Below are 21,467 nucleotides of genomic sequence, written 5' to 3'. Positions count from 1 at the left end.
CTCAGCTTTCGCTTTCTTTTTCGTAGACCGACAGCGAGGAGCAGGCGCCGCACTTGCCGCAGCCCGCCTTGATGTCGGCCGAGCGCAGTCCGGCGGCCACCACGCGCTCACCCAGTGGCGCCAGCAGCGACTTCATGAATTCCGGAGACGGTGCGAGATGGTCTTCGAGCGGCGTGCCGCTGATCGGCACGAAGGGCACGACGAAGGGGTACACGCCGCGTGCGAGCAGCTGGTCGCAGGTGTCGAGGATGGCCTCGCGCGTGTCGCCCAGCCCGGCCAGGATGTAGGTGCTGACCTGGCCGCGCCCGAACACGCCCACCGCCGCCTCGAAGGCGCTCATGTAGCGCGAGACGGGGACGCTGGCCTTGCCCGGCATGATGCGTTCGCGCACCTCGGGCGTGACCACCTCCAGATGCATGCCCAGCGTGTCGATGCCCGCGGCCTTCATGCGGTGGAACCACTGGTCGTCGTCGGGCGGCTCGCACTGGCCCTGGATCGGGATGTCGACCGCGGCCTTGATCGCGAACGCGCTCTCGCAGAGGATGGCCGCGCCGCGGTCGGTAGCGTTGGGCGTGCCGGTGGTCATCACCATGTGCTTCACGCCGTCGAGAAGCACGGCCGCGCGCGCCACCTCGGCCAGCTGTTCGGGCGTCTTGCGCGCGATGGTGCGGCCGGCCGCGAGCGACTGGCCGATCGCGCAGAACTTGCAGCTCTTTTTGCGGCTCTCGTAGCGGATGCAGCTCTGCAGCACCGTGGTGGCGAGCACGTCGCTGCCGTGCAGCGTGGCAATGTGCGAATAGGGCACGCCGTCGAAGGTCTGCATCGCATAGAAGCGCGGCTGCTTCGGAAAGCTGATGCTCGCAATGGGAATGCTGCCGCGCATCACGCGGCTCACGCCCCGCGCATCGGGCGCCTCGGCCGTGAACGGCGAATGCCAGGCGCTCGATGTGTGGACCGGCACCATGATCGTGTGGCCGTCCACCGTCACGGCCTTGTGGTCCGACGGGCCCGCACCGCCGCGGCGGCTTGCCACGCCGGCCGAAGGATCAACCAGCCGCAACCCGAAGGACTGGAGTTCGGTCATCAGCTGCCGGCTGTCCGGCGCGGTCGTCGTGGTGGTGGTCATGGTCGGGGCTCCGTTGAACGAGAGGTTGCGTGAGATGCATCGGCACGGTGGTCTGCGCCGGCCGGTCGTTGATGGCGAGCGACAGCAGCTCGGGCCGCGCGTAGTGGCCGACCGAATCCATCATTCGCTTGCGCTTGGCGATCAGCGCCATGTCGAGGTCGGCGATCACCATGCCTTCGCCCTCGGTGAGCGGCGGCGCAAGGTGCTTGCCTTCGGGCGACACGATGGCGGTGTGGCAGCCGCCGCGTAGCGCCTTCTGCAGGTTGGCGTCGGGCGTCACGCTGCGGATCTGTTCGTCAGTGAGCCAGCCGGTGGCGTTGACCACGAAGCAGCCCGACTCCAGCGCGTGGCGGCGGATGGTCACTTCCATCTGCTCCGCGAAGATCGGGCCCACCAGCGAGCCGGGGAACTGCGCGCAGTGGATCTCCTCGTGCTGCGCCATCAGGGCGTAGCGCGCGAGCGGGTTGTAGTGCTCCCAGCAGGCGAGCGCGCCGACGCGGCCGACGGCGGTGTCGACCACCTTGAGACCGGCGCCGTCGCCCTGGCCCCAGACCATGCGCTCGTGGTACGTCGGCGTGATCTTGCGGCGCTTGAGCACCAGCGTGCCGTCGGCATCGAACACCAGCTGCGTGTTGTAGAGGCTGCCGTGGTCGCGCTCGTTCACGCCCAGCACCACGACCATGCCGTGATGCCGCGCACGCTCGGACACGGCCTGCGTGACCGGCCCGGGCACGACCACCGCGCGCTCCGCCAGCGCGAGGTGCGGCCCGCCCTGCAGCACCGGCGGCAGCACGAAGCTGAAGTAGGGGTAGTAGGGCACGAAGGTCTCGGGAAAGACCGCCAGCTGCGCGCCCTTGGCCGCGGCCTCGTCGATGGCGCCGCACACCCGCTCGAGCGTGCCGTCGGGCCGGTCGAAGTCGGGCGCGATCTGGATCGCCGCGGCACGCACGATGCGGGGTGAAGAGCTCATGGGCACCCCCTGTTCGCAGCGGCAAGCGAAGCGAAGCCAATTCGTGGAACACCGCAGAACCGGCTTTGCCGGGCTGCTGGTGTTGCCCCCGGCGAGGGGGTTGGCGAAGCGACACGAAGTGCGCGAAGACTGGGGGTGGACATGTTTACAGCGTCCAGGTGTCGAGGATCACGGCGCCGGCCTTCTTGTGCAGCAGCACGAGGTCCAGCACGTCGAGCGGGTTGATCGGCGTGATGCCCTCGATCAGCGCGCCCTCGCCGTGGCCGTACAGCGCCTGCAGCGCGAAGCGGCACGCATACACCTTGCCGCCTTCCTCCATGAACTTGCTGATCTGCTTGTTGAAGTTCTGGTGGCCCGGAAAGGCCTCGTCGCCCAGCGTCGGAAAGCCGCGCTGCACGCCCAGCGTCACGCCGGGGCCGTACAGCAGCACCGAGGTCTCGTAGCCCTTGCGCCTGAGGCGCGTGGCCTGCAGCAGGTTCACGAAGCCGATCGAGCCCTCGAAGGCCACCGTGTGGAAGGTGACGAGCGCCTTCTCGCCGGGCTCGGCCTTGACGTCTTCGAACACCTTCTCTTCGTAGTCGACGAGGAACTCGCCTTTCTCGTTGCGGGGGCGGGTGACTTTGGGCATGGGGTACTCCGGTTGAAGAAAAAGGATGAACGCAGGTCTTGCGTGCCTTTCTCTTTGCAGGCGATGTGCCAGCGCCCGGCGCGGCGCGTGCGATCAATGCGCGATCAATTCGCCGGGATGCGGCCTGCACGCCCGAAAACTTTTTTCGGCCGCACGAAAACCCCTCGGCCAAGGCGGCCGGCGCGGCCCCGCCTGCACCGCGAAGACGCATCCGCCATGCGATCAATGCACCCGATCAACGGGGTTGATCGCACCTGATCGAGGCATCCGGCCCCTTTGGAGCGGGCGCGATTCCTGCGTGCCTGATCGGTGGCCCGATGCAATCAATGGATGCAATCAACTTTGCCGATGACCACGATCACCGCCCACTGGCGCAAGCAGCTGCGCAACACCCCCAAGCCGGCCTACCTGCTGCTGGCGGAATTGATTGCCGACGACATCAAGACCGGCCGCCTCGCCGTGCGCGACCGGCTGCCCACCCTGCGCGAGCTCGCGGCCGAGCTGGAGCTCAACTACACGACCGTGGCGCGCGGCTATGCCGAGGCACGCAAGCGCGGCCTGATCGATTCGCGCGCCGGCACCGGCACCTTCATCCGCTCGGGCAGCCCGAGCCTGCGGCTGCGCGGCGGCAGCGGCGCCGAGATGACGATGAACATGCCGCCCGAGCCCGACGACCCGCACCTGATGGCGCGGCTGCACGACAGCGCGAGCCGCGCCTTCGCCGAGGCCAACCTGCACGACCTGCTGCGCTACCAGGACTTCGGCGGCACCGCGCACGACCGCGAGGCCGCGATGCACTGGCTGCGGCCCTTCGTGCCCGATGCGGGCATCGACCGCATCCTCGTGTGCCCGGGCATCCACGGCGTGCTCACGGCGCTGTTCTCGCAGCTCGCGCGGCCGGGCGAGCTGATCTGCGTGGAGTCGCTCACCTATCCGGGCGTGAAGGCCATCGCGGCGCAGCTGGGCGTGCAGCTGCATGCGCTGCAGCTCGATGACGACGGCCCCATTGCCGATGCCTTCGAGCACGCCTGCAGGACGCTCAAGCCCAAGGCGCTGTACTGCAACCCGACGCTGCTGAACCCGACCGCGGGCACCGTGTCGCGCGCACGGCGCGAGGCGTTGGCCGACGTGGCGCTGCGCTATGCGGTGCCGATCATCGAGGACGACGCCTACGGCATGCTGCCGCGCCAGACGCCGGCCGCGCTCGCCACGCTGGCGCCCGGCCTCACCTACTACGTGAGCGGGTTCTCCAAGTGCTTTGGCGCGGGCCTGCGCAGCGCCTACGTGTGCTCGCCCACCGTGGTCCAGTCGCAGCGCCTGGCTGGCGCGATGCGCGCGACCACCGTGATGGCCTCGCCCATCACCAATGCGTTGACCACGATGTGGGTCGAGGACGGCACCGCCGAGGCCATGCTGCAGGCGGTGCGCAGCGAATCGATGGCGCGGCAGGCGCTGGCCGCGCGGCATCTGGGCGGCAGCGGGCTGCAGGCGCATCCCGAAGGCTTCCATGCCTGGCTGCCGCTCTCGCCGGGCTGGAGCCCGGTGGAGTTTGCCTCCTACCTGCGCACGCAGAACGTCGGCGTGGTGGCGAGCGCTGCCTTCTCCACCGATGGCGATCCGCCCGAGGCGGTGCGCATCTGCCTGGGCGGCCCGATGTCGCGCGAGCAGTGCGACCAGGCGCTGCGGCTCATCGCCGACACGCTCGCGCATCCGCTGCATCCGCACGCCACGCTGCGCGGCGGCTGAGCGCGGTGGCCGCGTTCAGGCGCAGTCGAGCTTCAGTGCCTCGATGCGGCCGCCGAAGCCGAGCTTGCGCATCAGGCCGCCCTCGCGGCTGTTCGCCGGAAAGTCGACCGTGCGGTCCTTGAACATCGCATGCTCGTACACCTTCAGCGTGGCGCGCGGGCCCACGCTGACACTGTCGATGTCGCGCTTGAGCTGCCGCGCGGTGCCGCGGTCCATGCTCTGGACCTCGGCCGGTCCCACCAGCGTCAGCATGTCGCCCTGGAAATTGCGGCCGGTATAGAACTGGGCCCAGCAGCCCGAGGCCAGCGCGGGGTCCTCGATGCGCACGGGCACGAGCAGGATCGTGGGATCGGGCTGGTTGTCCGTGGCGGCGGTCGGGCTGGCCGAGCGCGTGGGGCCGGGCATGTGGGAGCAGGCGCCGAGCGCCATGGCGCCGGCAATCATGAGGTAGCGGAAATTCTTCATTGGTTCATTGGATGAGGATGGTGGTTGCTGCGGTTGGGAAAGCAGGCTCTTCAGGCTAGCGGCCACGGCTGCCCGCCGCGTAGGAGCAAAGCCCAAGCGCCCGTCCCCGCGCCGCGACGGCGGCGTTTGCCGCGCGCAACGCCGGGCGGCAAATCTCCGCGAATGGCTGCGGCCCGGATGCGCCCCTTTCCTACGCCGGCCGGTGCTGCGGATGTCCAGTCTGGCGATTCGCACCCATCCAATTTCTTGTTCATCATCGAAGGAAGCCATGGCCACGAGCAGCATCCTGGGAGGCGAACGCCCGCCGGAGGAACCGAAGGGAACGGACGTCGACAGCCTGGGCCCCAGCGACACGAGCGACAGCGGAAGCGACGTGCGCACCTCGCGCGAACGCAGCGCCATTCCCGAAGACGCCGCGGAAGGCGCCATTCCCATTTCGCATGAAAGCAGCACCGATGCCGAGGGCACCGGTGAGCGTGCGTCGGCGGACGCTCCGCCGTCGGCGCCCGATGCGGACATCCTGCCGGACCGCACCGAGGACGCGGGCTCGGCCGCCGAGCTTGCCGGCACGGAAGAAGAAGAAATCGACGACGACAACGGCGACGAAGCGGAGGACGCCGGCAACAAGCCCGCTTGAGGCGAGTTCGGTGCAACGCCATGCACGGCCAACTTGACTGCGCGCTCCACGGGCTCCAGCAGCTTGCCTATGCCCGGATCACGCGCGAATTCCACCAGGCTTGGCAGGCGAGGACGGACTGTCCCGCGTCCTGCGAAGCCGCCATCGGCGAGTCGCATCGCCGGGTGCAGCAGTGCGAGCAGGTGCTCGCGCAGCTGCGCCTGCTGATCGACGATCCACACCAGATCGCGGAAATCAAGATTGCGCGCGCGCTGTACCTGCGCCTGCTGCTGGAAAGCGCGCCCGTGCGGCTGCAGTCGTGGAGCGACAGCGAAAGCTTCGACGACATGCCCAAGTCGCACCTGTTCGAATGGATCTCCTACGACTTCGAACGGCTCGAACTGGCCGAGCTCGAAGGCTCCATGACGCCCGAGGAAGCCGCTTCGTACGCGCAGGCGCTCGACGCGCGCGCCAGCAGCAGCCTGCGCGAGGAGTGAGCGCGCGGCGGGCGGGCCTTCACTCAGCCCCGGCCCAGCACGATCGCGCCGTCCTGGATGTAGCGGTCGAATTCGAGCTTGGGAATGGCCGCGGTCAGCGACTGGCCCTGGTCGGTCCAGGTGAGCACGACGCTGTCGTCGGCCATCATGATCTGGCAGTTCCCCTTCGGGATCTTCAGCTGCGGGCCGTCGCCGGCGCGAAACGCCACATCGCCTGCGATGCGGGCGTCGATCTGCGTGGTGGAAGTCATGGTCTTGATCTGCCTTGCTTGCTATTGCGGCGCGGGGCGCGCGTGGCGGTGGCTGCCGTCGCTGCGCTGCTCCTTGGAAGGATCGGCATCGCGCGTGGGTGCGAGGCCGCCGGGCGAACCCGCCGAGGGCGGCCGCGAGGTCTGCGTGCGCGCGCTGGCCGGGCCCTGGTCGGCGCCGAGCTGGCGCTGGTCGGTCGCGCCGGCGGGCTGGTCCGCGGGTCGCGTGGCCGGCGGTTTTTCCGCATCGCTCATCGGCGGAGCGCGCGTGCCCTTGGGCGTGCCGGTGGGCTGGGCGACCGCGGCCATGGCGGCCAGGGCCATGGCGGCTGCCGCGAGGCCGCATTGGAAGAAGCGCAGTGGTTTGCCGTGCATGGAGGAGTCCTCGAAAAGAAGAAGCTGCGAGCCTCCTTTCTCGCGCAGCCTGGCCGCGTGCTTGTAGGCAGGGACAGCATTCCCGCGCCGGTGGCAGGCCTGCGCGCGACTCGCTTGCGCCGAAGACGCGCCGCTTTCCTACGCGCGCCGCCGCCAGCGCGGCGCACGGTGGAATTTTCTTTCTAGCAAAGGAATCCACAGCGTGACCCAAAGACGATCCACCGAACCAGCGAATGCGCCGGCCTACGGCCAGCCCGTGCCCGCCGAGCGCAGCATGAAGCGCGAGGCCAGGACGCCGGCTGAAAACGGCGAGCCCATGGGCCCCAACAACGGCCCGGCCATCACCGAGCAAAGAAAACCGCCCACCCCCGGCGATGCCGCGGTCGGCGAAAGCGGCAACCACGGCAGTTCGCCGGGCAGCCAGCCCGGCCGCCCCGAGAAGGCATTGCGCGAGGAATGATGAGCCGCCGGTGAATGCATCGGGGCAGCCCACCCCGAAGAACGCTTACAGCGGACGTCAGGCGACACCGACACCGGTCCTCCTGCGCTCGAACACCATTTCTTCATGGAACCAGCGCACGCAGTGCAGCAGCTGGCGCTGGCAATTCTCAACCTGCCTCGATTTCGACGAGGCCTACGAAGGAGTCATGACATGGCCAACTACACGAACACCGCGGACACCGCCACCACCGAGGACGTGGTCAAGGTGCTGAACGATCTTCTGGAGAACTCGCGCGACGGCGAATACGGCTTCCGCGCCTGCGCCGAGGAAGTCGACTCGCCGCAGCTCAAGCAGGTCTTCCAGAGCCGCTCGGCCGAATGCGCCAAGGCCGCGGGAGAACTGGTCCAGCTCATCCAGCGTTTCGGCGGCTCGCCCGACAAGGGCGGCACGGCGACCGGTGCCATGCACCGCGGCTGGGTGCACGTGAAGGGCACGGTGGGCGCCAACAGCGCGCTCTCCATGCTCGAGGAATGCGAGCGCGGTGAAGACGCCGCGGTGGCGCGCTACCGCAAGGCGCTGAAGGAGGACCTGCCGGCCGACGTGCGCGCCGTGATCCAGCAGCAGTCCGAAGGCGCCAAGCGGAACCACGACCAGATCAAGCGGCTGCGCGACGAGATGCGCCGCAAGAGCAAGTAAGTCACAAGGGGCAAGGGGCTGCGCCGCCCGGCAGGGCCGCACGGGGCAAAATGGACATCGTCCTGCAACTCCGGCGGCCTTGTCCTTGACCTCCATTCACTACGACCTCGCGCGCTTCGATGCCGCCATCGTCGACCTCGACGGCACCATGGTCGACACCCTCGGCGATTTCGCGGTGTCGCTCAACCACATGCTGGGCGACCTTTCGCTGCCGCCGGTGGCACCGGCCGCCATCGAGAAGATGGTGGGCAAGGGATCGGAGCACCTGATTCTTTCGGCGCTCGCGCACGTGATGTCATCCGGCAGCGCGGCGTCCGAGGGCGCGGACGCGCAGGTGCTGCACGCGCGTGCGCAGGCGCTCTTCGACCAGGCCTGGGAACGCTACCAGCATCACTATCTCGCCATCAACGGACAGCACTCGGCGGTGTACCCGGGCGTGGTCGAAGGATTGAAGGCGCTGCGCTCGCGCGGCCTGCGCCTGGCCTGCCTCACCAACAAGCCGACCTCGTTCGCCAAGCCGCTGCTGGCGGCCAAGGGGCTCGACGGCTTCTTCGACTTCGCGTTCGGCGGCGATGCCTTCGCGCGCAAGAAGCCCGATCCGCTGCCGCTCCTGAAGACCTGCGAAGCGCTGGGCACCGCCCCCGCGCGCACGCTGATGGTCGGCGACTCGAGCAACGACGCCAGGGCCGCGCGCGCCGCCGGTTGCCCGGTGGTGCTGGTCACCTACGGCTACAACCACGGCGAGCCGGTGCGCGGCGTCGATGCCGACGGCTTCGTCGACTCGCTCGCGGAGATCGACCGAAGCGTTTCCTGACGGCGCCGCGGTTACTTGCCGAGCAGCGCGTCCTTGAGCTTCCAGTCGGCCGGCGCCGGCCCGAGCCAGATGCGCAGCAGCGCGTTGAAGAACGCCGGCTCCTTCACCGGATCGGGCTGCGGCACGCCGCGCACCGTCACCAGCGTGCCCGTGCCGGGCAGCCAGTCGATGGTGAAGGTGTCGCCGGCCTTGAGCTGCTTCTGGTCGGAGAACATCCGGCCCATGCGCAGCAGCCCCGGAATGAGGTTGACCATTTCGCTCTTGGGCGAGTTTTCTTCCACGCCCTTGGTGAAGAACCTGCCGAGCTCGTCGGCATCGATGTCGCGCAGCATGGTGATGGCCACGCGCTTGGGCCCGGGCGCGGCCAGCGCCTCCTCGGGCGTGGAGACCTTCTTCTCCACGTACAGGCCCGCCGTGTACACCTTGAAGATGGCCTTGTAGCGCACCCCCGCGCCGTTGAGCTGCAGGGTGCTGCCGCGCAGGTCGAGGGTGTCGTTCAGCTTGACGCCGGCCACGTCGACCTGCGCGGCCGAGGCGCCGAGCGCGAACCAGGCGCAGGCCAGCATGGCCAGTCGGGAGAACAACCGGGTCGGGAGCGAAGGGGCAGCGGGCACGAGGCTTCCTTGATTTGCGAACGATCGTTCGAATGTATCTTTTCGTTTTACTGCCGGCCCCTCGGGCGAACCCTGAAGGCGGCGGTTGCACCCGCCAGCGTTTTCGTGGGCTAAACTCCACGCTCCATGTTCGTTCATCACATCATTCAAACAGGTGAAGGCAGCCGGGGAGCCTGGCCCTGGCGTCGCCATACATCGCTGACTGTTTGATTGCACGGCGCACGCCGTGCGCCCGCGGTACCGGATCGTTTTTTCTCGACGCCGGGCCACCAGTGAATGACCTTGCCACCGGCCAAGAAGCGCCGGCCGGCAACTGGAGAACGAATCCGTGATCACCGAACTTGAATTCAAGAGCCTCAGCGCCCAGGGCTACAACCGCATTCCGCTGATGGCCGAGGCCTTTGCCGACCTCGAAACGCCGCTTTCCCTCTATCTGAAGCTCGCCCATTCGCAGGGCGGCGGCAAGCACAGCTTTCTGCTCGAATCGGTGGTGGGCGGCGAGCGCTTCGGGCGCTACAGCTTCATCGGCCTGCCGGCGCGCACGCTGCTGCGCGCGAGCGGCTTCGGCGCCGATGCCGTCACCGAAGTGGTGACCGACGGCCAGGTGGTCGAAACCGCCGCGGGCAATCCGCTCGATTTCATCGCCGACTACCAGAAGCGCTTCAAGGTGGCGCTGCGGCCCGGCCTGCCGCGTTTCTGCGGCGGCCTTGCGGGCTACTTCGGCTACGACACCGTGCGCCACATCGAACGCAAGCTCGAAAAAAGCTGCCCGCCCGATGCGCTCGGCTGCCCCGACGTCCTGCTGCTGCAGTGCGAGGAACTGGCGGTCATCGACAACCTCTCGGGCAAGCTCTACCTGATCGTCTATGCCGACCCGAAGCAGCCCGAGGCCTACGCGGCGGGCAAGCGCCGCCTGCGCGAGCTGAAGGAAAAGCTCAAGTACTCGGTGAGCGCGCCCATCGTGAAGCCCACGCAGCCGCATCCGCCCGAGCGCAGCTTTGCCAAGGCCGACTACCTCGCGGCCGTGGAACGCGCCAAGGACATGATCGCCGCCGGCGACTTCATGCAGGTGCAGGTGGGCCAGCGCATCAGCAAGCGCTACACCGAGTCGCCGCTGTCGCTGTACCGCGCGCTGCGTTCGCTCAACCCCTCGCCCTACATGTACTACTACCATCTGGGCGATTTCCACGTGGTGGGGGCTTCGCCCGAGATCCTGGTGCGCCAGGAGAACACGGGCGACGGCGAGCAGAAGATCACCATCCGCCCGCTGGCCGGCACGCGCCCGCGCGGCGCCTCGCTCGAGCTCGACAAGGCGGCCGAGGAAGAACTCATCAACGACCCCAAGGAGCGCGCCGAGCACGTGATGCTGATCGACCTCGCGCGCAACGACATCGGCCGCATCGCCAAGACCGGCACCGTCAAGGTGACCGAGGCCTTCGCGGTGGAGCGCTACAGCCACGTGATGCACATCGTGAGCAACGTCGAAGGCACGCTGAAGGACGGCATGACCGCCATCGACGTGCTCAAGGCCACCTTCCCGGCCGGCACGCTGACCGGCGCGCCCAAGGTGCATGCGATGGAGCTCATCGACCAGCTCGAGCCCACCAAGCGCGGCCTCTACGGCGGCGCCTGCGGCTACATCAGCTACGCCGGCGACATGGACGTGGCCATCGCCATCCGCACCGGCATCGTGAAGGACCAGATGCTGCACGTGCAGGCCGCGGCTGGCGTGGTGGCCGACTCGGTGCCCGAGCTGGAGTGGAAAGAAACAGAGGCCAAGGCGCGCGCACTGCTGCGTGCCGCCGAACTGGTCGAGGAAGGCCTGGAATGAGCAACGTACCCGACATCCAGAACGATTTCTCGCACGAGATCATCGGCGCCGCCGTCGAGGTGCAGCGCGTGCTCGGCACGGGCCTGGGCGAGGAGGCCTACGCCGCCGCGCTGGCCATCGAACTTGCCGAGCGCGAGATCGGCTTCACGCGCGATGTGGCGCTGTCGGCCAGCTACAAGGGCCGCTCGCTCGGCGAGGTGTACCGCGCGGGCTTCGTGGTCGAGCAGTCGGTCATCGTCGAGCTCAAGGCGGTCGACGTGCTGACCGACCTGCACCGCGCGCAGGTGCTGGCCGCACTGCGCCTGTCGGGCCTCAAGCTGGGCCTCCTGATCAACTTCAACGTGTTCCCCGTCGTCAAGGGCGTGCACCGGATTGTGAGCAAGCCATGAAACTGCTGATGATCGACAACTACGATTCCTTCACCTACAACATCGTCCAGTACCTGGGCGAGCTGGGTGCGGATGTCCAGGTGCACCGCAACGACGAGATCAGCGTGGCGCAGATCGGCGAACTGATTGCCTCGGGCGTCACGCGGCTCGTGGTGTCGCCGGGTCCCTGCTCGCCGGCGGAAGCGGGCGTTTCGGTGCCGGCCATCAAGGCGTTCGCGGGCAAGCTGCCGATCCTCGGCGTGTGCCTGGGCCACCAGGCCATCGGCGCGGCCTTTGGCGGCAGGATCATTCGCGCGCAGCAGCTCATGCACGGCAAGACCAGCGAGATCACGACCACGCAAGAGGGCGTGTTTGCGGGGCTGCCCGAGAAGTTCACCGTCAACCGCTACCACTCGCTCTCGATCGAGCGCGAGAGCTGCCCGAAGGTGCTGGCCATCACCGCCTGGACCGACGACGGCGAGATCATGGGCGTGCGGCACACCGGCTTTGCACATGAGGTGCGCATCGAGGGCGTGCAGTTCCATCCCGAATCGATCCTCACCGAGCACGGCCACGCGATGCTCAAGAACTTTCTCGATTGAAACCCGCCATGACAGACCGCTCCTTGCTCGTCGACCTGCGCAGCGACACCGTCACGCAGCCCACCCCGGCGATGCGCGAGGCCATGATGGCGGCGCCGCTCGGCGACGATGTCTTCGGCACCGATCCGAGCGTCAACGCGCTGCAGGAAAAGATCGCCGCGCTGCTGGGCTTCGAGGCGGCGCTGCTGGTGCCGACGGGCACGCAGAGCAACCTGTGCGCGATCCTTTCGCACTGCGGGCGCGGCGACGAGTACATCGTCGGCCAGCAGGCGCACTGCTACCGCTGGGAAGGCGGCGGCGCCGCGGTGTTCGGCAGCGTGCAGCCGCAGCCGCTCGACCACGCACCCGACGGCACGCTGCCGCTTGCGCAGATCGAAGCCGCCATCAAGCCCGACGACGCGCACTTCGCGCGCACACGCCTCCTGGCGCTGGAGAACACGCTGGGCGGCAAGCTGCTGCCCTTCGAGTATGTGCAGGCGGCAACGGACCTCGCGAAAAGCAGGGGGCTGCAGCGGCACCTCGATGGCGCGCGGCTCTTCAATGCCGCCACCGCGCAGGCCGCGCTGAACAAGAACGGCGACGTCCGCACCGAAGCGCGCCGCATCGCCCAGTGCTTCGACAGCGTGTCGGTCTGCTTCAGCAAGGGCCTGGGCGCACCCATCGGCTCGGCGCTGGTCGGTTCGCGCGAGTTCATCGCGCGGGCGCACCGCATCCGCAAGATGGCGGGCGGCGGCATGCGGCAGGCCGGCTTGCTTGCTGCAGCCGCTTCGCATGCGCTCGACCATCACATCGACCGCCTCGCCGACGACCATGCCCTGGCCCGTCGCCTGGCCGAGGGGCTCGAGGGCATCGAGGGCCTGAAGGTCGAGGCGCCGCACACGAACATCGTGTTCGTCGACCTCAGGGGCGCGGCGCAGGCGCGTTCGGCCGAACTGCTCGCGAACCTCAACGCGCAGGGCATTCTTGCCACCGGCCTCTATCGGCTGCGCTTCGTGACGCACCTCGATGTCGATGCGGCCGGCGTCGACCGCGCCGTGGCGGCCATCCGCGGCTTCTTCAACGCCTGAACCCCAAGGAGCCGTGCGATGCCCGATCTCCCGCATCTGCTCGCTTTCATCGCCGCCGGCTGGCTGCTGAACCTCACGCCGGGGCCCGACGTGCTCTACATCATTGCCAACTCGCTGCGCTCCGGCGTGCGCGCGGGCATCGTCGGCGGCTTCGGCATCCTCACCGGCTGCTTCGTCCACATCTTCGCGGCGGCGGTCGGCGTCGGCACGCTGCTGGCCACCTCGGCAGCGGCCTTCACGGTGCTCAAGTACGTTGGCGCGGCCTACCTGCTGTACCTGGGCGTGCGCATGGTGTTCTCGCGCGCCAAGGCGCCGGCCGATCTGCAGCAGGCGGCGGCTGCATCGGGCGAGCGCGGGCTCAAGGAGATCTTCCTGGGCGGTTTCTGGACCAATGTGCTGAACCCCAAGGTCGCGTTGTTCTTCCTGGCTTTCGTGCCGCAGTTCATCGCACCGGACGCCGGCAACAAGGGCCTGTACTTCGTGCTGCTGGGCGTGCTGTTCAATTTCAATTCCATTCCCGTCATCGTGGGATGGGCCGCATTCGCCGGCTGGATGGCGCAGAGGAGCGCCGTGCAGAAGGGCATGCACTGGCTCGACCGCGCGGCCGGCGTGCTGTTCATCGGCTTCGGCCTCAAGCTTGCATTCACGGACGCGCCGGCCGGCCGCGTCGGCCCCTGAAAACACCGAGGAGACTCCCCATGATCACCCCCCAGGAAGCGCTCCAGCGCACCATCGAGCACCGCGAGGTGTTCCACGACGAGATGCTGCACATCGTGCGGCTCATCATGAGCGGCGAATGCTCGCCCGTGATGATGGCGGCGCTGATCACCGGCCTGCGCGTCAAGAAGGAAACCATCGGCGAGATCACCGCGGCCGCGCAGGTGATGCGCGAGGTGTCGACCAAGGTGCCCGTGAAGGACACCACGCACCTGGTCGACATCGTGGGCACCGGCGGCGACGGCTCGCACACCTTCAACATCTCGACCTGCTCGATGTTCGTCGCGGCCGCGGCGGGCGCCAAGGTCAGCAAGCACGGCGGGCGCAGCGTGTCGAGCAAATCGGGCAGCGCCGACGTGCTGGAGTCGCTGGGCGTCAACATCAACCTGCCGCCGGAGCAGATCGCGCGTTCCATCGAAGAGGTGGGCATCGGCTTCATGTTCGCGCCCAACCACCATCCGGCCATGAAGAACGTCGCTCCCGTGCGCAAGGAGCTCGGCATCAAGACCATCTTCAACATCCTCGGGCCGCTGACCAATCCGGCTGGCGCGCCGAACATCCTGATGGGCGTGTTCCATCCCGACCTCGTGGGCATCCAGGTGCGCGCATTGCAGCGCCTGGGCGCCGAGCACGCGATGGTGGTGTATGGCCGCGACGGCATGGACGAGATCTCGCTCGGCGCCGCCACCATGGTGGGCGAGCTCAAGGACGGCGAGATCCGCGAATACGAACTGCACCCCGAGGACTTCGGCTTTGCAATGTCGAGCAACCGCGCGCTGCGCGTGGAAACGCCCGAGCAGTCGAAGACCATGCTGCTCGGCGTGCTCGACAATCAGGCCGGCCCGGCGCTCGACATCGTGCTGCTCAACGCCGGCGCGGCCCTGTACGCCGCCAACGTGGCCGATTCGATGGCCGCGGGCATCGAGCGTGCGCGCGAGGCCGTGGCATCGGGCGCGGCGCGCGCCAAGCTGGCCGAGTTGGTCAAGGCCTCCACGGCCGCCGCGTGAAGCAGCAAAACAGCCAGGAACGCAGAAAAATGTCCGACATCCTCGACAAGATAATTGCCGTCAAGCGGCAGGAAATTGCTGCAGCGCAGAAGAGAAGCCCGCTCGAAACCGTGCGCTTCGACGCCGAAAGCCGCGTGCTGACGCGCGATTTCGAAGGCGCGCTGCGCGCCAAGATCGCCGCCGGCCACGCCGCGGTGATCGCCGAGGTCAAGAAGGCCAGCCCGAGCAAGGGCGTGCTGCGCGAGGACTTCATTCCAGCCGACATCGCGCAGAGCTATGCCGAAGGCGACGGTGAAATCAGCGCGGCCTGCCTCTCGGTGCTGACCGACAAGCAGTTCTTCCAGGGCGGCGTCGACTACCTCAAGCAGGCCCGCGCCTCGTGCGACCTGCCGGTGCTGCGCAAGGACTTCATCGTCGACGCCTACCAGGTGTACGAATCGCGCGCGATGGGCGCCGATGCCGTGCTGTTGATCGCCGCCTGCCTCGACGACGCGCAGATGAAGGACTACGAAGCCATTGCGCGCGGCCTCGGTATGGCGGTGCTGGTCGAAGTGCACGACGCGGCCGAACTCGAGCGCGCGCTCAAGCTCAAGACGCCGCTCATCGGCGTGAACAACCGCAACCTGCGCAATTTCGAGGTGTCGATCCAGGCCACCATCGACCTGCTGCCCAGGCTGCCGGCCGACCGGCTGGCCGTCACCGAATCGGGCATTGCCACGCGCGAGGACGTGGCCACCCTGCGCGCGGCCGGCGTCCATGCCTTCCTGGTCGGCGAGGCCTTCATGCGCGCCAAGGAACCCGGCGAGGCGCTCGCCGCATTGTTCAAATGAGCCGGCCCGATCAGCTGGCGAGCAGCGATCCCGCCGACTGGCCCGTCGCGCCGGGCTGGCGGCCGCTGGTGGACGGCTTCTTTGCCGGCATCGTGGGCCAGAAGCTGCTCGGTTTCCTGCGCGAGCGCCTCGATGCGGGCGCCGTCATCTTCCCGCCGCAGCCGCTGCGGGCCCTGGAGCTGACCCCGCCCGAGGACGTGCGCGTCGTCATCCTGGGCCAGGACCCGTACCACGGCCGCGGCCAGGCCGAAGGGCTCGCATTCTCGGTGGCGCCCGGCGTGGCGCTGCCGCCATCGCTGCGCAACATCTTCAAGGAACTCCAGCGCGACCTGGGAACGGCGCCGCCGCCATTCCCGAACCCGGGCGGCAGCCTGGTGAAGTGGGCCACCCACGGCGTGCTGCTGCTCAACACCTGTCTCACGGTCGAGGAAGGGCAGCCGGCCAGCCATTCGGGCCGCGGCTGGGAGGTGCTGACCGATGCCGTCATCCGCCATGTATCGGACGGCGAGAAACCTGTTGTTTTTATGCTCTGGGGATCGCACGCCCAAAGTAAGCGTGCATTGATCGACATTGGCCGCCATAAAGTGCTGATGTCGAATCATCCGTCGCCGCTTTCGGCCTTGCGCCCGCCCGTTCCGTTCATCGGCTGCGGCCACTTCGGCGAGGCGCGCGCCTGGCGGCTCGCGCATCAGCCGGGCGGCGAAATTCACGGATAATGCCGGCTGTTTCGCCTCGGGCAGTTCCCCGCATCTTCTTGGTGCTGAGTTCTGCGTAGTCACAAAACCGTGCTATATTTCGAGGTTCGCCGGAGAGGTGGCCGAGTGGTTAATGGCAGCAGACTGTAAATCTGCCCTCTAACGAGTACGCTGGTTCGAATCCAGCCCTCTCCACCAGCGATGAATTTGGTTTCTAAGAGCGATTGGATCTAGCGCTTTGGGTGCCTTGAAGTGCCCCCGATGCGGGAGTAGTTCAATGGTAGAACCCCAGCCTTCCAAGCTGATGACGCGGGTTCGATTCCCGTCTCCCGCTCCAGAGACCCGGTTCGGCGCCGGAAAGCGATTGGTTAGACAAAAGCCCTTTTGGCTCAGTGGTAGAGCACTCCCTTGGTAAGGGAGAGGTCGCGGGTCCGATTCCCGCAAAGGGCACCAGTTTTTAGGGGGTTGCAACGGCAGGTTTGCAACCCATCTGCATACGTTGAAATCGTTTTTTTCGGAGTCGAAAAATGGCAAAAGGTAAATTCACCCGCACCAAGCCGCACGTGAACGTGGGCACGATCGGTCACGTTGACCACGGCAAGACCACGCTGACGGCGGCCATCGCCACGGTGCTGTCGGCCAAGTTCGGCGGCGAAGCCAAGGCCTACGACCAGATCGACGCGGCGCCCGAAGAAAAGGCCCGCGGCATCACCATCAACACCGCCCACGTCGAGTACGAGACGGCCAACCGCCACTACGCCCACGTCGACTGCCCCGGCCACGCCGACTACGTCAAGAACATGATCACCGGCGCTGCCCAGATGGACGGCGCCATCCTCGTGTGCTCGGCCGCCGACGGCCCCATGCCCCAGACCCGCGAGCACATCCTGCTGGCGCGCCAGGTGGGTGTGGGCTACATCATCGTGTTCCTGAACAAGTGCGACATGGTGGACGACGCCGAACTGCTCGAGCTCGTCGAAATGGAAGTGCGCGAACTGCTCGACAAGTACGAATTCCCGGGTGACGACACCCCCATCATCCACGGCTCGGCCAAGCTCGCCCTGGAAGGCGACAAGGGCAAGCTCGGTGAAGAAGCCATCATGAAGCTGGCCGAAGCCCTCGACACCTACATCCCGACGCCCGAGCGCGCCGTGGACGGCACCTTCCTGATGCCCGTGGAAGACGTGTTCTCGATCTCCGGCCGCGGCACCGTGGTGACCGGCGCCGTCGAGCGCGGCGTGATCAAGGTCGGCGAGGAAATCGAGATCGTGGGCATCCGCCCGACCGTCAAGACCACCTGCACCGGCGTGGAAATGTTCCGCAAGCTGCTGGACCAGGGCCAGGCGGGCGACAACGTCGGCGTGCTGCTGCGCGGCACCAAGCGCGAAGAAGTCGAGCGCGGCCAGGTGCTGTGCAAGCCCGGCTCGATCAAGCCGCACACGCACTTCACCGCCGAGGTGTACGTGCTGTCCAAGGACGAAGGTGGCCGTCACACGCCGTTCTTCAACAACTACCGTCCGCAGTTCTACTTCCGCACGACGGACGTGACCGGCGCGATCGAGCTGCCCAAGGACAAGGAAATGGTCATGCCTGGCGACAACGTCAGCATCACCGTGAAGCTGATCAACCCGATCGCGATGGAAGAAGGCCTGCGCTTCGCCATCCGCGAAGGCGGCCGCACCGTGGGTTCGGGCGTCGTGGCAAAGATCCTCGACATCTAAGCCGAGCAAAGAGTACCGGAGGGGTATAGCTCAATTGGCAGAGCGTCGGTCTCCAAAACCGAAGGTTGTAGGTTCGATTCCTACTGCCCCTGCCACTTAGGTGGCACCTCCGAAAAACCCCGTCGCTGACCCGATGGGGGGCTAAAAAAGTCCATCGTTGACCCGATGGGAGGCTAAAAAAGTCCATCGTTGACCCGATGGGAGGCTAAAAAAGCCCATCGTTGACCCGATGGGAGGCTAAAAAAGCCCATCGTGACCCGATGGGCTTCGGCGTCTCAAGAAGGCGCATTGAATTGAAGGCCGAAAGGCCGCAGGAAATCAGCCGAACATGGCCACTTCTCAAATCGAAACCGTGAGCACGGGTGCCGACAAGGCCAAATTGGCCGCGTCGGTGGTGCTGGCAGTGGGCGCCATCGTGGCGTTCTACCTGCTGGCGCGCCAGGGCTCGCTGGTGCAATGGGCTGCGCTGCTGGTCGGCCTGGCCGCGGCCGTGGGCGCCTTCGGTAGCTCCGAGAATGGCCGCCAGTTGTGGGCTTTCGGCCGCGACTCGTGGCGCGAGGTCAAGAAAGTCGTCTGGCCGACCCGCAAGGAAGCCATGCAGATGACGGCTTACGTGTTTGCCTTCGTGGCCGTCATGTCCGTTTTCCTCTGGCTCACCGACAAGACGCTCGAATGGGTGTTTTTCGACCTCATTCTGGGCTGGAGAAAATAAATGACCGACGACGTAGTTGAAACCACGCCGAGCAGCCCCGAGGAAGAAAACACCTCCGTGCTGGCTCCCGCCGCCAACCCCGATCTGCGTTGGTACGTGGTGCATGCCTATTCGGGCATGGAAAAGGCCGTCGAGCGCAACATCATCGAGCGCATCAACCGCGCCGGCATGCAGGACAAGTTCGGCCGCATCCTGGTGCCGACCGAGGAAGTGGTCGAAATCAAGAACGGCCAGAAGCGCACCACCGAGCGCCGCTTCTTCCCGGGCTACGTGCTGGTCGAAATGATCATGGACGACGAGAGCTGGCACCTGGTGAAGCACACCAACAAGGTGACGGGCTTCGTTGGCGGCGCCAAGAACCGTCCGGCCCCGATCTCGCAGAAAGAGGTCGAAGGCATCGTCAGCCAGATGCAGCAGGGCACCGAGAAGCCGCGCCACAAGGTCGAGTTCACCGTCGGCGAATTCGTGCGCGTCAAGGAAGGCCCGTTCACCGACTTCAACGGCACCGTCGAGGAAGTCAACTACGAGAAGAGCAAGGTCAGCGTGTCGGTCATGATCTTCGGCCGCGCGACACCCGTGGAGCTCGAGTTCAGCCAGGTCGAGAAGACCTGAGCCCCGCCGGTCCCCGGACCGGAACCATTCCCGGCTGCGCGTTGTCCGACTCGGCGCGCGGCCTTGATCGAAGAGTCGTTCAACCCCGGGGAGCCGCGGCGAAAGCCAAGGCGATATCACCCGCAAGGAGCAAAGCATGGCGAAAAAAATCGTCGGCTTCATCAAGCTGCAAGTGCCAGCTGGTAAGGCCAACCCGTCACCACCCATCGGTCCCGCACTGGGCCAGCGTGGTTTGAACATCATGGAGTTCTGCAAGGCGTTCAACGCGCAGACCCAGAGCGTCGAGCCTGGTCTGCCGCTGCCGGTGGTCATCACCGCGTTCGCTGACAAGAGCTTCACCTTCATCATCAAGACGCCGCCGGCGATCACCTTGATCAAGAAGGCCATCAAGCTGGACAAGGGCTCGGCCCGTCCGCACACCGACAAGGTCGGCAAGATCACGCGCGCACAGCTCGAAGAGATCGCCAAGACCAAGATGAAGGACCTGACTGCCGCCGACCTGGACGCAGCAGTTCGCACCATCGCCGGCTCTGCCCGTTCGATGGGCGTGAATGTGGAGGGCGTGTAAATGGCCAAGATCACCAAGAAGCAAAAAGCGCTCGCAGGCAAGGTCGACAGCAACAAGCTGTACCCGCTGGCTGACGCAATCGGCATCGTGAAGGAAGCCGCCACCGCCAAGTTCGACGAATCGATCGACGTGGCCGTGCAGCTGGGCATCGACGCGAAGAAGTCGGACCAGGTCGTGCGTGGCGCCGTCGTGCTGCCCAACGGCACCGGCAAGACCAAGCGCGTGGCTGTGTTCGCCCAGGGCGCCAAGGCTGAAGAAGCCAAGGCCGCCGGCGCCGACATCGTCGGCATGGACGACCTGGCTGCCATGGTCAAGGCTGGCGACATGCCTTTCGACGTCGTGATTGCCGCTCCTGACGCGATGCGCGTGGTCGGTACGCTCGGCCAGATCCTCGGCCCGCGCGGCCTGATGCCCAACCCCAAGGTTGGCACGGTGACCCCGGACGTCGCCACGGCCGTGAAGAACGCCAAGGCTGGCCAGGTCCAGTTCCGCGTCGACAAGGCCGGCATCGTGCACGGCACGATCGGCCGCCGCTCGTTCGACAACGACAAGCTGCAAGGCAACCTCGCCGCGCTGATCGACGCTCTGGTCAAGGCCAAGCCGGCGACCAGCAAGGGCGTGTACCTGCGCAAGGTGGCTGTGTCGTCGACCATGGGCCTGGGTGTCCGCGTGGACACGCAGACCATCGCGGCGAGCTAAAGAAAGATTTGCCCGATCCGCAAGGAGAGGGCAGATGTGGTGGGTCGCGGCAGCTCCGGTTGCTGCGAGCCATCCAAGACCGCTGGTGTGCAGGGCGCTGCACTTAATCGCCGGATCGATCCTTCCGGTATCCAGCGCAGATGGCGACCCCACTGCAAGGAATTTGATTTTTGTTCCTGACAGTTGGTCGCTGCATGAAGCGCGATCCGAGGCCCCGGCCGAAGGTCGCATTAAAAGGAGTAGACCTTGAGTCTGAATCGCAGTGAGAAAGAAGCGGTCATCAGTGATGTGACCAGCCTCGCCGCTAAAGCTCAAACGCTCGTGATGGCGGAATACCGTGGCATCACGGTGGCCGATATGACCAAACTGCGCAGCGAAGCTCGCAGCAAGGGTGTGACCCTCAGCGTGTTGAAGAACACGCTGGCACGCCGTGCTGTGGCTGGTAGCGCATTTGAGATCGTTGGCGACCAGATGACCGGCCCGCTGATCTATGGCTTTTCCGAAGACGCAGTGGCCGCCGCCAAGGTGGTGGCCGATTTCGCGAAGACCAACGACAAGTTGGTGATTCGCGGCGGCGCATTCGGCGGCAAGGCCCTGGACGTGAACGGCGTGAAGCAACTGGCCAACATCCCTTCCAAGGAAGTGCTGCTGGCGCAATTGCTGGGCTTGATGCAATCCCCGATCTCTCGTACCGCCCGCGTGCTCGCGGCGCTGGCCGAGAAGCGCGGTGGTGGCGAAGCTGCACCCGCCGATGCACCGGCAGAAGCGCAGGCTGCTTGAGCCTTGCGTTTGAAATATTCA

General features: G+C 66.6%; 27 protein-coding genes and 4 tRNA genes. 24 read left to right on the top strand and 7 right to left on the bottom strand.

Translation table 11 applies throughout. The annotated features are described in order from the left end of the window. Position 1 precedes the first annotated feature (1 nt). The 3 genes from VPA02S_RS09495 to VPA02S_RS09485 form a co-directional block, all read right to left on the bottom strand. Positions 2 to 1,084, bottom strand: a complete 1,083-nt coding sequence (locus VPA02S_RS09495; RefSeq protein WP_062364454.1) for an MSMEG_0568 family radical SAM protein — start codon at positions 1,082 to 1,084, stop codon at positions 2 to 4. After that, a complete protein-coding gene (locus VPA02S_RS09490) occupies positions 1,047 to 2,096 on the bottom strand; it encodes a Nit6803 family nitrilase (protein WP_062364452.1) in 1,050 nt (349 codons plus the stop codon). Before VPA02S_RS09490 ends, VPA02S_RS09495 begins: the two co-directional genes overlap by 38 nt. A gap of 145 nt (positions 2,097 to 2,241) precedes the next feature. Next, complete coding sequence (locus VPA02S_RS09485; protein ID WP_018904096.1) at positions 2,242 to 2,724, bottom strand: MSMEG_0572/Sll0783 family nitrogen starvation response protein; 483 nt, start codon at positions 2,722 to 2,724, stop codon at positions 2,242 to 2,244. Between the two features lie 348 nt (positions 2,725 to 3,072). Here VPA02S_RS09485 and VPA02S_RS09480 point away from each other — a divergent pair, with 348 nt between their 5' ends. Next, positions 3,073 to 4,470, top strand: coding sequence for an aminotransferase-like domain-containing protein (locus tag VPA02S_RS09480; RefSeq protein ID WP_062363548.1), 1,398 nt, complete (start codon positions 3,073 to 3,075; stop codon positions 4,468 to 4,470). 15 nt (positions 4,471 to 4,485) lie between these two features. Here the strand turns inward: VPA02S_RS09480 and VPA02S_RS09475 are convergent, their stop codons facing one another. Continuing rightward, positions 4,486 to 4,935 (bottom strand): beta/gamma crystallin domain-containing protein, encoded by a 450-nt coding sequence (locus VPA02S_RS09475; RefSeq protein WP_062363546.1) that lies wholly within the window; start codon positions 4,933 to 4,935, stop codon positions 4,486 to 4,488. 268 nt (positions 4,936 to 5,203) lie between these two features. Here VPA02S_RS09475 and VPA02S_RS09470 point away from each other — a divergent pair, with 268 nt between their 5' ends. After that, entirely contained in the window at positions 5,204 to 5,572 is a 369-nt protein-coding gene (locus tag VPA02S_RS09470; RefSeq protein ID WP_012745728.1) for a hypothetical protein, read from the top strand. 20 nt (positions 5,573 to 5,592) lie between these two features. Next, the gene (locus VPA02S_RS09465; RefSeq protein ID WP_012745729.1) at positions 5,593 to 6,048 is read left to right on the top strand and encodes a hypothetical protein; all 456 of its coding nucleotides are present in this window, start codon (positions 5,593 to 5,595) and stop codon (positions 6,046 to 6,048) included. A gap of 23 nt (positions 6,049 to 6,071) precedes the next feature. Here VPA02S_RS09465 and VPA02S_RS09460 read toward each other — a convergent pair whose 3' ends face one another. Then, complete coding sequence (locus tag VPA02S_RS09460; protein ID WP_012745730.1) at positions 6,072 to 6,299, bottom strand: hypothetical protein; 228 nt, start codon at positions 6,297 to 6,299, stop codon at positions 6,072 to 6,074. A gap of 21 nt (positions 6,300 to 6,320) precedes the next feature. Continuing rightward, positions 6,321 to 6,671, bottom strand: a complete 351-nt coding sequence (locus tag VPA02S_RS09455) for a hypothetical protein (RefSeq protein WP_012745731.1) — start codon at positions 6,669 to 6,671, stop codon at positions 6,321 to 6,323. 202 nt (positions 6,672 to 6,873) lie between these two features. Here VPA02S_RS09455 and VPA02S_RS09450 point away from each other — a divergent pair, with 202 nt between their 5' ends. The 3 genes from VPA02S_RS09450 to gph all read left to right on the top strand — a co-directional run bounded on the left by VPA02S_RS09450 (position 6,874) and on the right by gph (position 8,623). Then, positions 6,874 to 7,131, top strand: coding sequence for a hypothetical protein (locus VPA02S_RS09450; RefSeq protein WP_244883419.1), 258 nt, complete (start codon positions 6,874 to 6,876; stop codon positions 7,129 to 7,131). A 192-nt stretch (positions 7,132 to 7,323) separates the two neighbouring features. Next, a complete protein-coding gene (locus VPA02S_RS09445; RefSeq protein WP_012745733.1) occupies positions 7,324 to 7,809 on the top strand; it encodes a ferritin-like domain-containing protein in 486 nt (161 codons plus the stop codon). Positions 7,810 to 7,894: 85 nt separating this feature from the next. Further along, positions 7,895 to 8,623 (top strand): phosphoglycolate phosphatase, encoded by a 729-nt coding sequence (gene gph / locus VPA02S_RS09440; protein ID WP_062363542.1) that lies wholly within the window; start codon positions 7,895 to 7,897, stop codon positions 8,621 to 8,623. An 11-nt stretch (positions 8,624 to 8,634) separates the two neighbouring features. Here the strand turns inward: gph and VPA02S_RS09435 are convergent, their stop codons facing one another. Beyond that, positions 8,635 to 9,237, bottom strand: coding sequence for a chalcone isomerase family protein (locus VPA02S_RS09435; RefSeq protein WP_062363538.1), 603 nt, complete (start codon positions 9,235 to 9,237; stop codon positions 8,635 to 8,637). 328 nt (positions 9,238 to 9,565) lie between these two features. Here VPA02S_RS09435 and trpE point away from each other — a divergent pair, with 328 nt between their 5' ends. The 18 genes from trpE to rplJ all read left to right on the top strand — a co-directional run bounded on the left by trpE (position 9,566) and on the right by rplJ (position 21,446). Further along, a complete protein-coding gene (trpE, locus tag VPA02S_RS09430; protein WP_062363535.1) occupies positions 9,566 to 11,068 on the top strand; it encodes an anthranilate synthase component I in 1,503 nt (500 codons plus the stop codon). Beyond that, entirely contained in the window at positions 11,065 to 11,457 is a 393-nt protein-coding gene (locus VPA02S_RS09425; protein WP_012745737.1) for a GxxExxY protein, read from the top strand. Before trpE ends, VPA02S_RS09425 begins: the two co-directional genes overlap by 4 nt. After that, complete coding sequence (locus VPA02S_RS09420) at positions 11,454 to 12,038, top strand: aminodeoxychorismate/anthranilate synthase component II (protein ID WP_062363532.1); 585 nt, start codon at positions 11,454 to 11,456, stop codon at positions 12,036 to 12,038. The genes VPA02S_RS09425 and VPA02S_RS09420 overlap by 4 nt, the downstream gene beginning before the upstream one ends. Positions 12,039 to 12,046: 8 nt before the next feature. Then, positions 12,047 to 13,105 (top strand): low-specificity L-threonine aldolase, encoded by a 1,059-nt coding sequence (ltaE, locus tag VPA02S_RS09415; protein WP_062363529.1) that lies wholly within the window; start codon positions 12,047 to 12,049, stop codon positions 13,103 to 13,105. 18 nt (positions 13,106 to 13,123) lie between these two features. After that, positions 13,124 to 13,783 carry a LysE family translocator gene (locus VPA02S_RS09410; RefSeq protein ID WP_062363526.1) on the top strand — a complete coding sequence of 220 codons (660 nt, stop codon included), beginning with the start codon at positions 13,124 to 13,126 and terminating at the stop codon, positions 13,781 to 13,783. 20 nt (positions 13,784 to 13,803) lie between these two features. Beyond that, positions 13,804 to 14,829: an anthranilate phosphoribosyltransferase gene (gene trpD / locus VPA02S_RS09405; protein WP_062363522.1), complete on the top strand. Its 1,026-nt coding sequence runs from the start codon at positions 13,804 to 13,806 to the stop codon at positions 14,827 to 14,829. A gap of 29 nt (positions 14,830 to 14,858) precedes the next feature. Next, a complete protein-coding gene (gene trpC / locus VPA02S_RS09400) occupies positions 14,859 to 15,659 on the top strand; it encodes an indole-3-glycerol phosphate synthase TrpC (protein ID WP_018904110.1) in 801 nt (266 codons plus the stop codon). Beyond that, positions 15,656 to 16,375: a uracil-DNA glycosylase gene (locus VPA02S_RS09395; protein ID WP_027730227.1), complete on the top strand. Its 720-nt coding sequence runs from the start codon at positions 15,656 to 15,658 to the stop codon at positions 16,373 to 16,375. The genes trpC and VPA02S_RS09395 overlap by 4 nt, the downstream gene beginning before the upstream one ends. Positions 16,376 to 16,466: 91 nt before the next feature. Next, a tRNA-Tyr gene (locus VPA02S_RS09390) sits at positions 16,467 to 16,552 on the top strand. Between the two features lie 65 nt (positions 16,553 to 16,617). Next, positions 16,618 to 16,691 (top strand) — tRNA-Gly (locus VPA02S_RS09385). A 41-nt stretch (positions 16,692 to 16,732) separates the two neighbouring features. Continuing rightward, positions 16,733 to 16,807 (top strand) — tRNA-Thr (locus VPA02S_RS09380). Between the two features lie 74 nt (positions 16,808 to 16,881). Next, positions 16,882 to 18,075, top strand: a complete 1,194-nt coding sequence (gene tuf / locus VPA02S_RS09375; protein ID WP_012745744.1) for an elongation factor Tu — start codon at positions 16,882 to 16,884, stop codon at positions 18,073 to 18,075. Between the two features lie 19 nt (positions 18,076 to 18,094). After that, positions 18,095 to 18,170, top strand: a tRNA-Trp gene (locus tag VPA02S_RS09370). A gap of 233 nt (positions 18,171 to 18,403) precedes the next feature. Then, on the top strand, positions 18,404 to 18,787 hold the full coding sequence (gene secE, locus VPA02S_RS09365) for a preprotein translocase subunit SecE (RefSeq protein WP_012745745.1): 384 nt from the start codon (positions 18,404 to 18,406) through the stop codon (positions 18,785 to 18,787). Beyond that, the gene (nusG, locus tag VPA02S_RS09360) at positions 18,788 to 19,399 is read left to right on the top strand and encodes a transcription termination/antitermination protein NusG (RefSeq protein ID WP_012745746.1); all 612 of its coding nucleotides are present in this window, start codon (positions 18,788 to 18,790) and stop codon (positions 19,397 to 19,399) included. 136 nt (positions 19,400 to 19,535) lie between these two features. After that, positions 19,536 to 19,967 (top strand): 50S ribosomal protein L11, encoded by a 432-nt coding sequence (rplK, locus tag VPA02S_RS09355; protein WP_012745747.1) that lies wholly within the window; start codon positions 19,536 to 19,538, stop codon positions 19,965 to 19,967. Next, on the top strand, positions 19,968 to 20,666 hold the full coding sequence (gene rplA / locus VPA02S_RS09350; RefSeq protein ID WP_012745748.1) for a 50S ribosomal protein L1: 699 nt from the start codon (positions 19,968 to 19,970) through the stop codon (positions 20,664 to 20,666). 246 nt (positions 20,667 to 20,912) lie between these two features. Next, positions 20,913 to 21,446 carry a 50S ribosomal protein L10 gene (gene rplJ / locus VPA02S_RS09345; protein ID WP_012745749.1) on the top strand — a complete coding sequence of 178 codons (534 nt, stop codon included), beginning with the start codon at positions 20,913 to 20,915 and terminating at the stop codon, positions 21,444 to 21,446. Positions 21,447 to 21,467 lie beyond the last annotated feature (21 nt).

Origin of the sequence: Variovorax paradoxus NBRC 15149 (genome assembly GCF_001591365.1) — a bacterium.
Classification (GTDB): Bacteria; Pseudomonadota; Gammaproteobacteria; order Burkholderiales; family Burkholderiaceae_C; genus Variovorax; species Variovorax paradoxus.
Note: the sequence above shows the minus strand (reverse complement) of the source record. Positions and strands in the feature narration are given on the sequence as shown.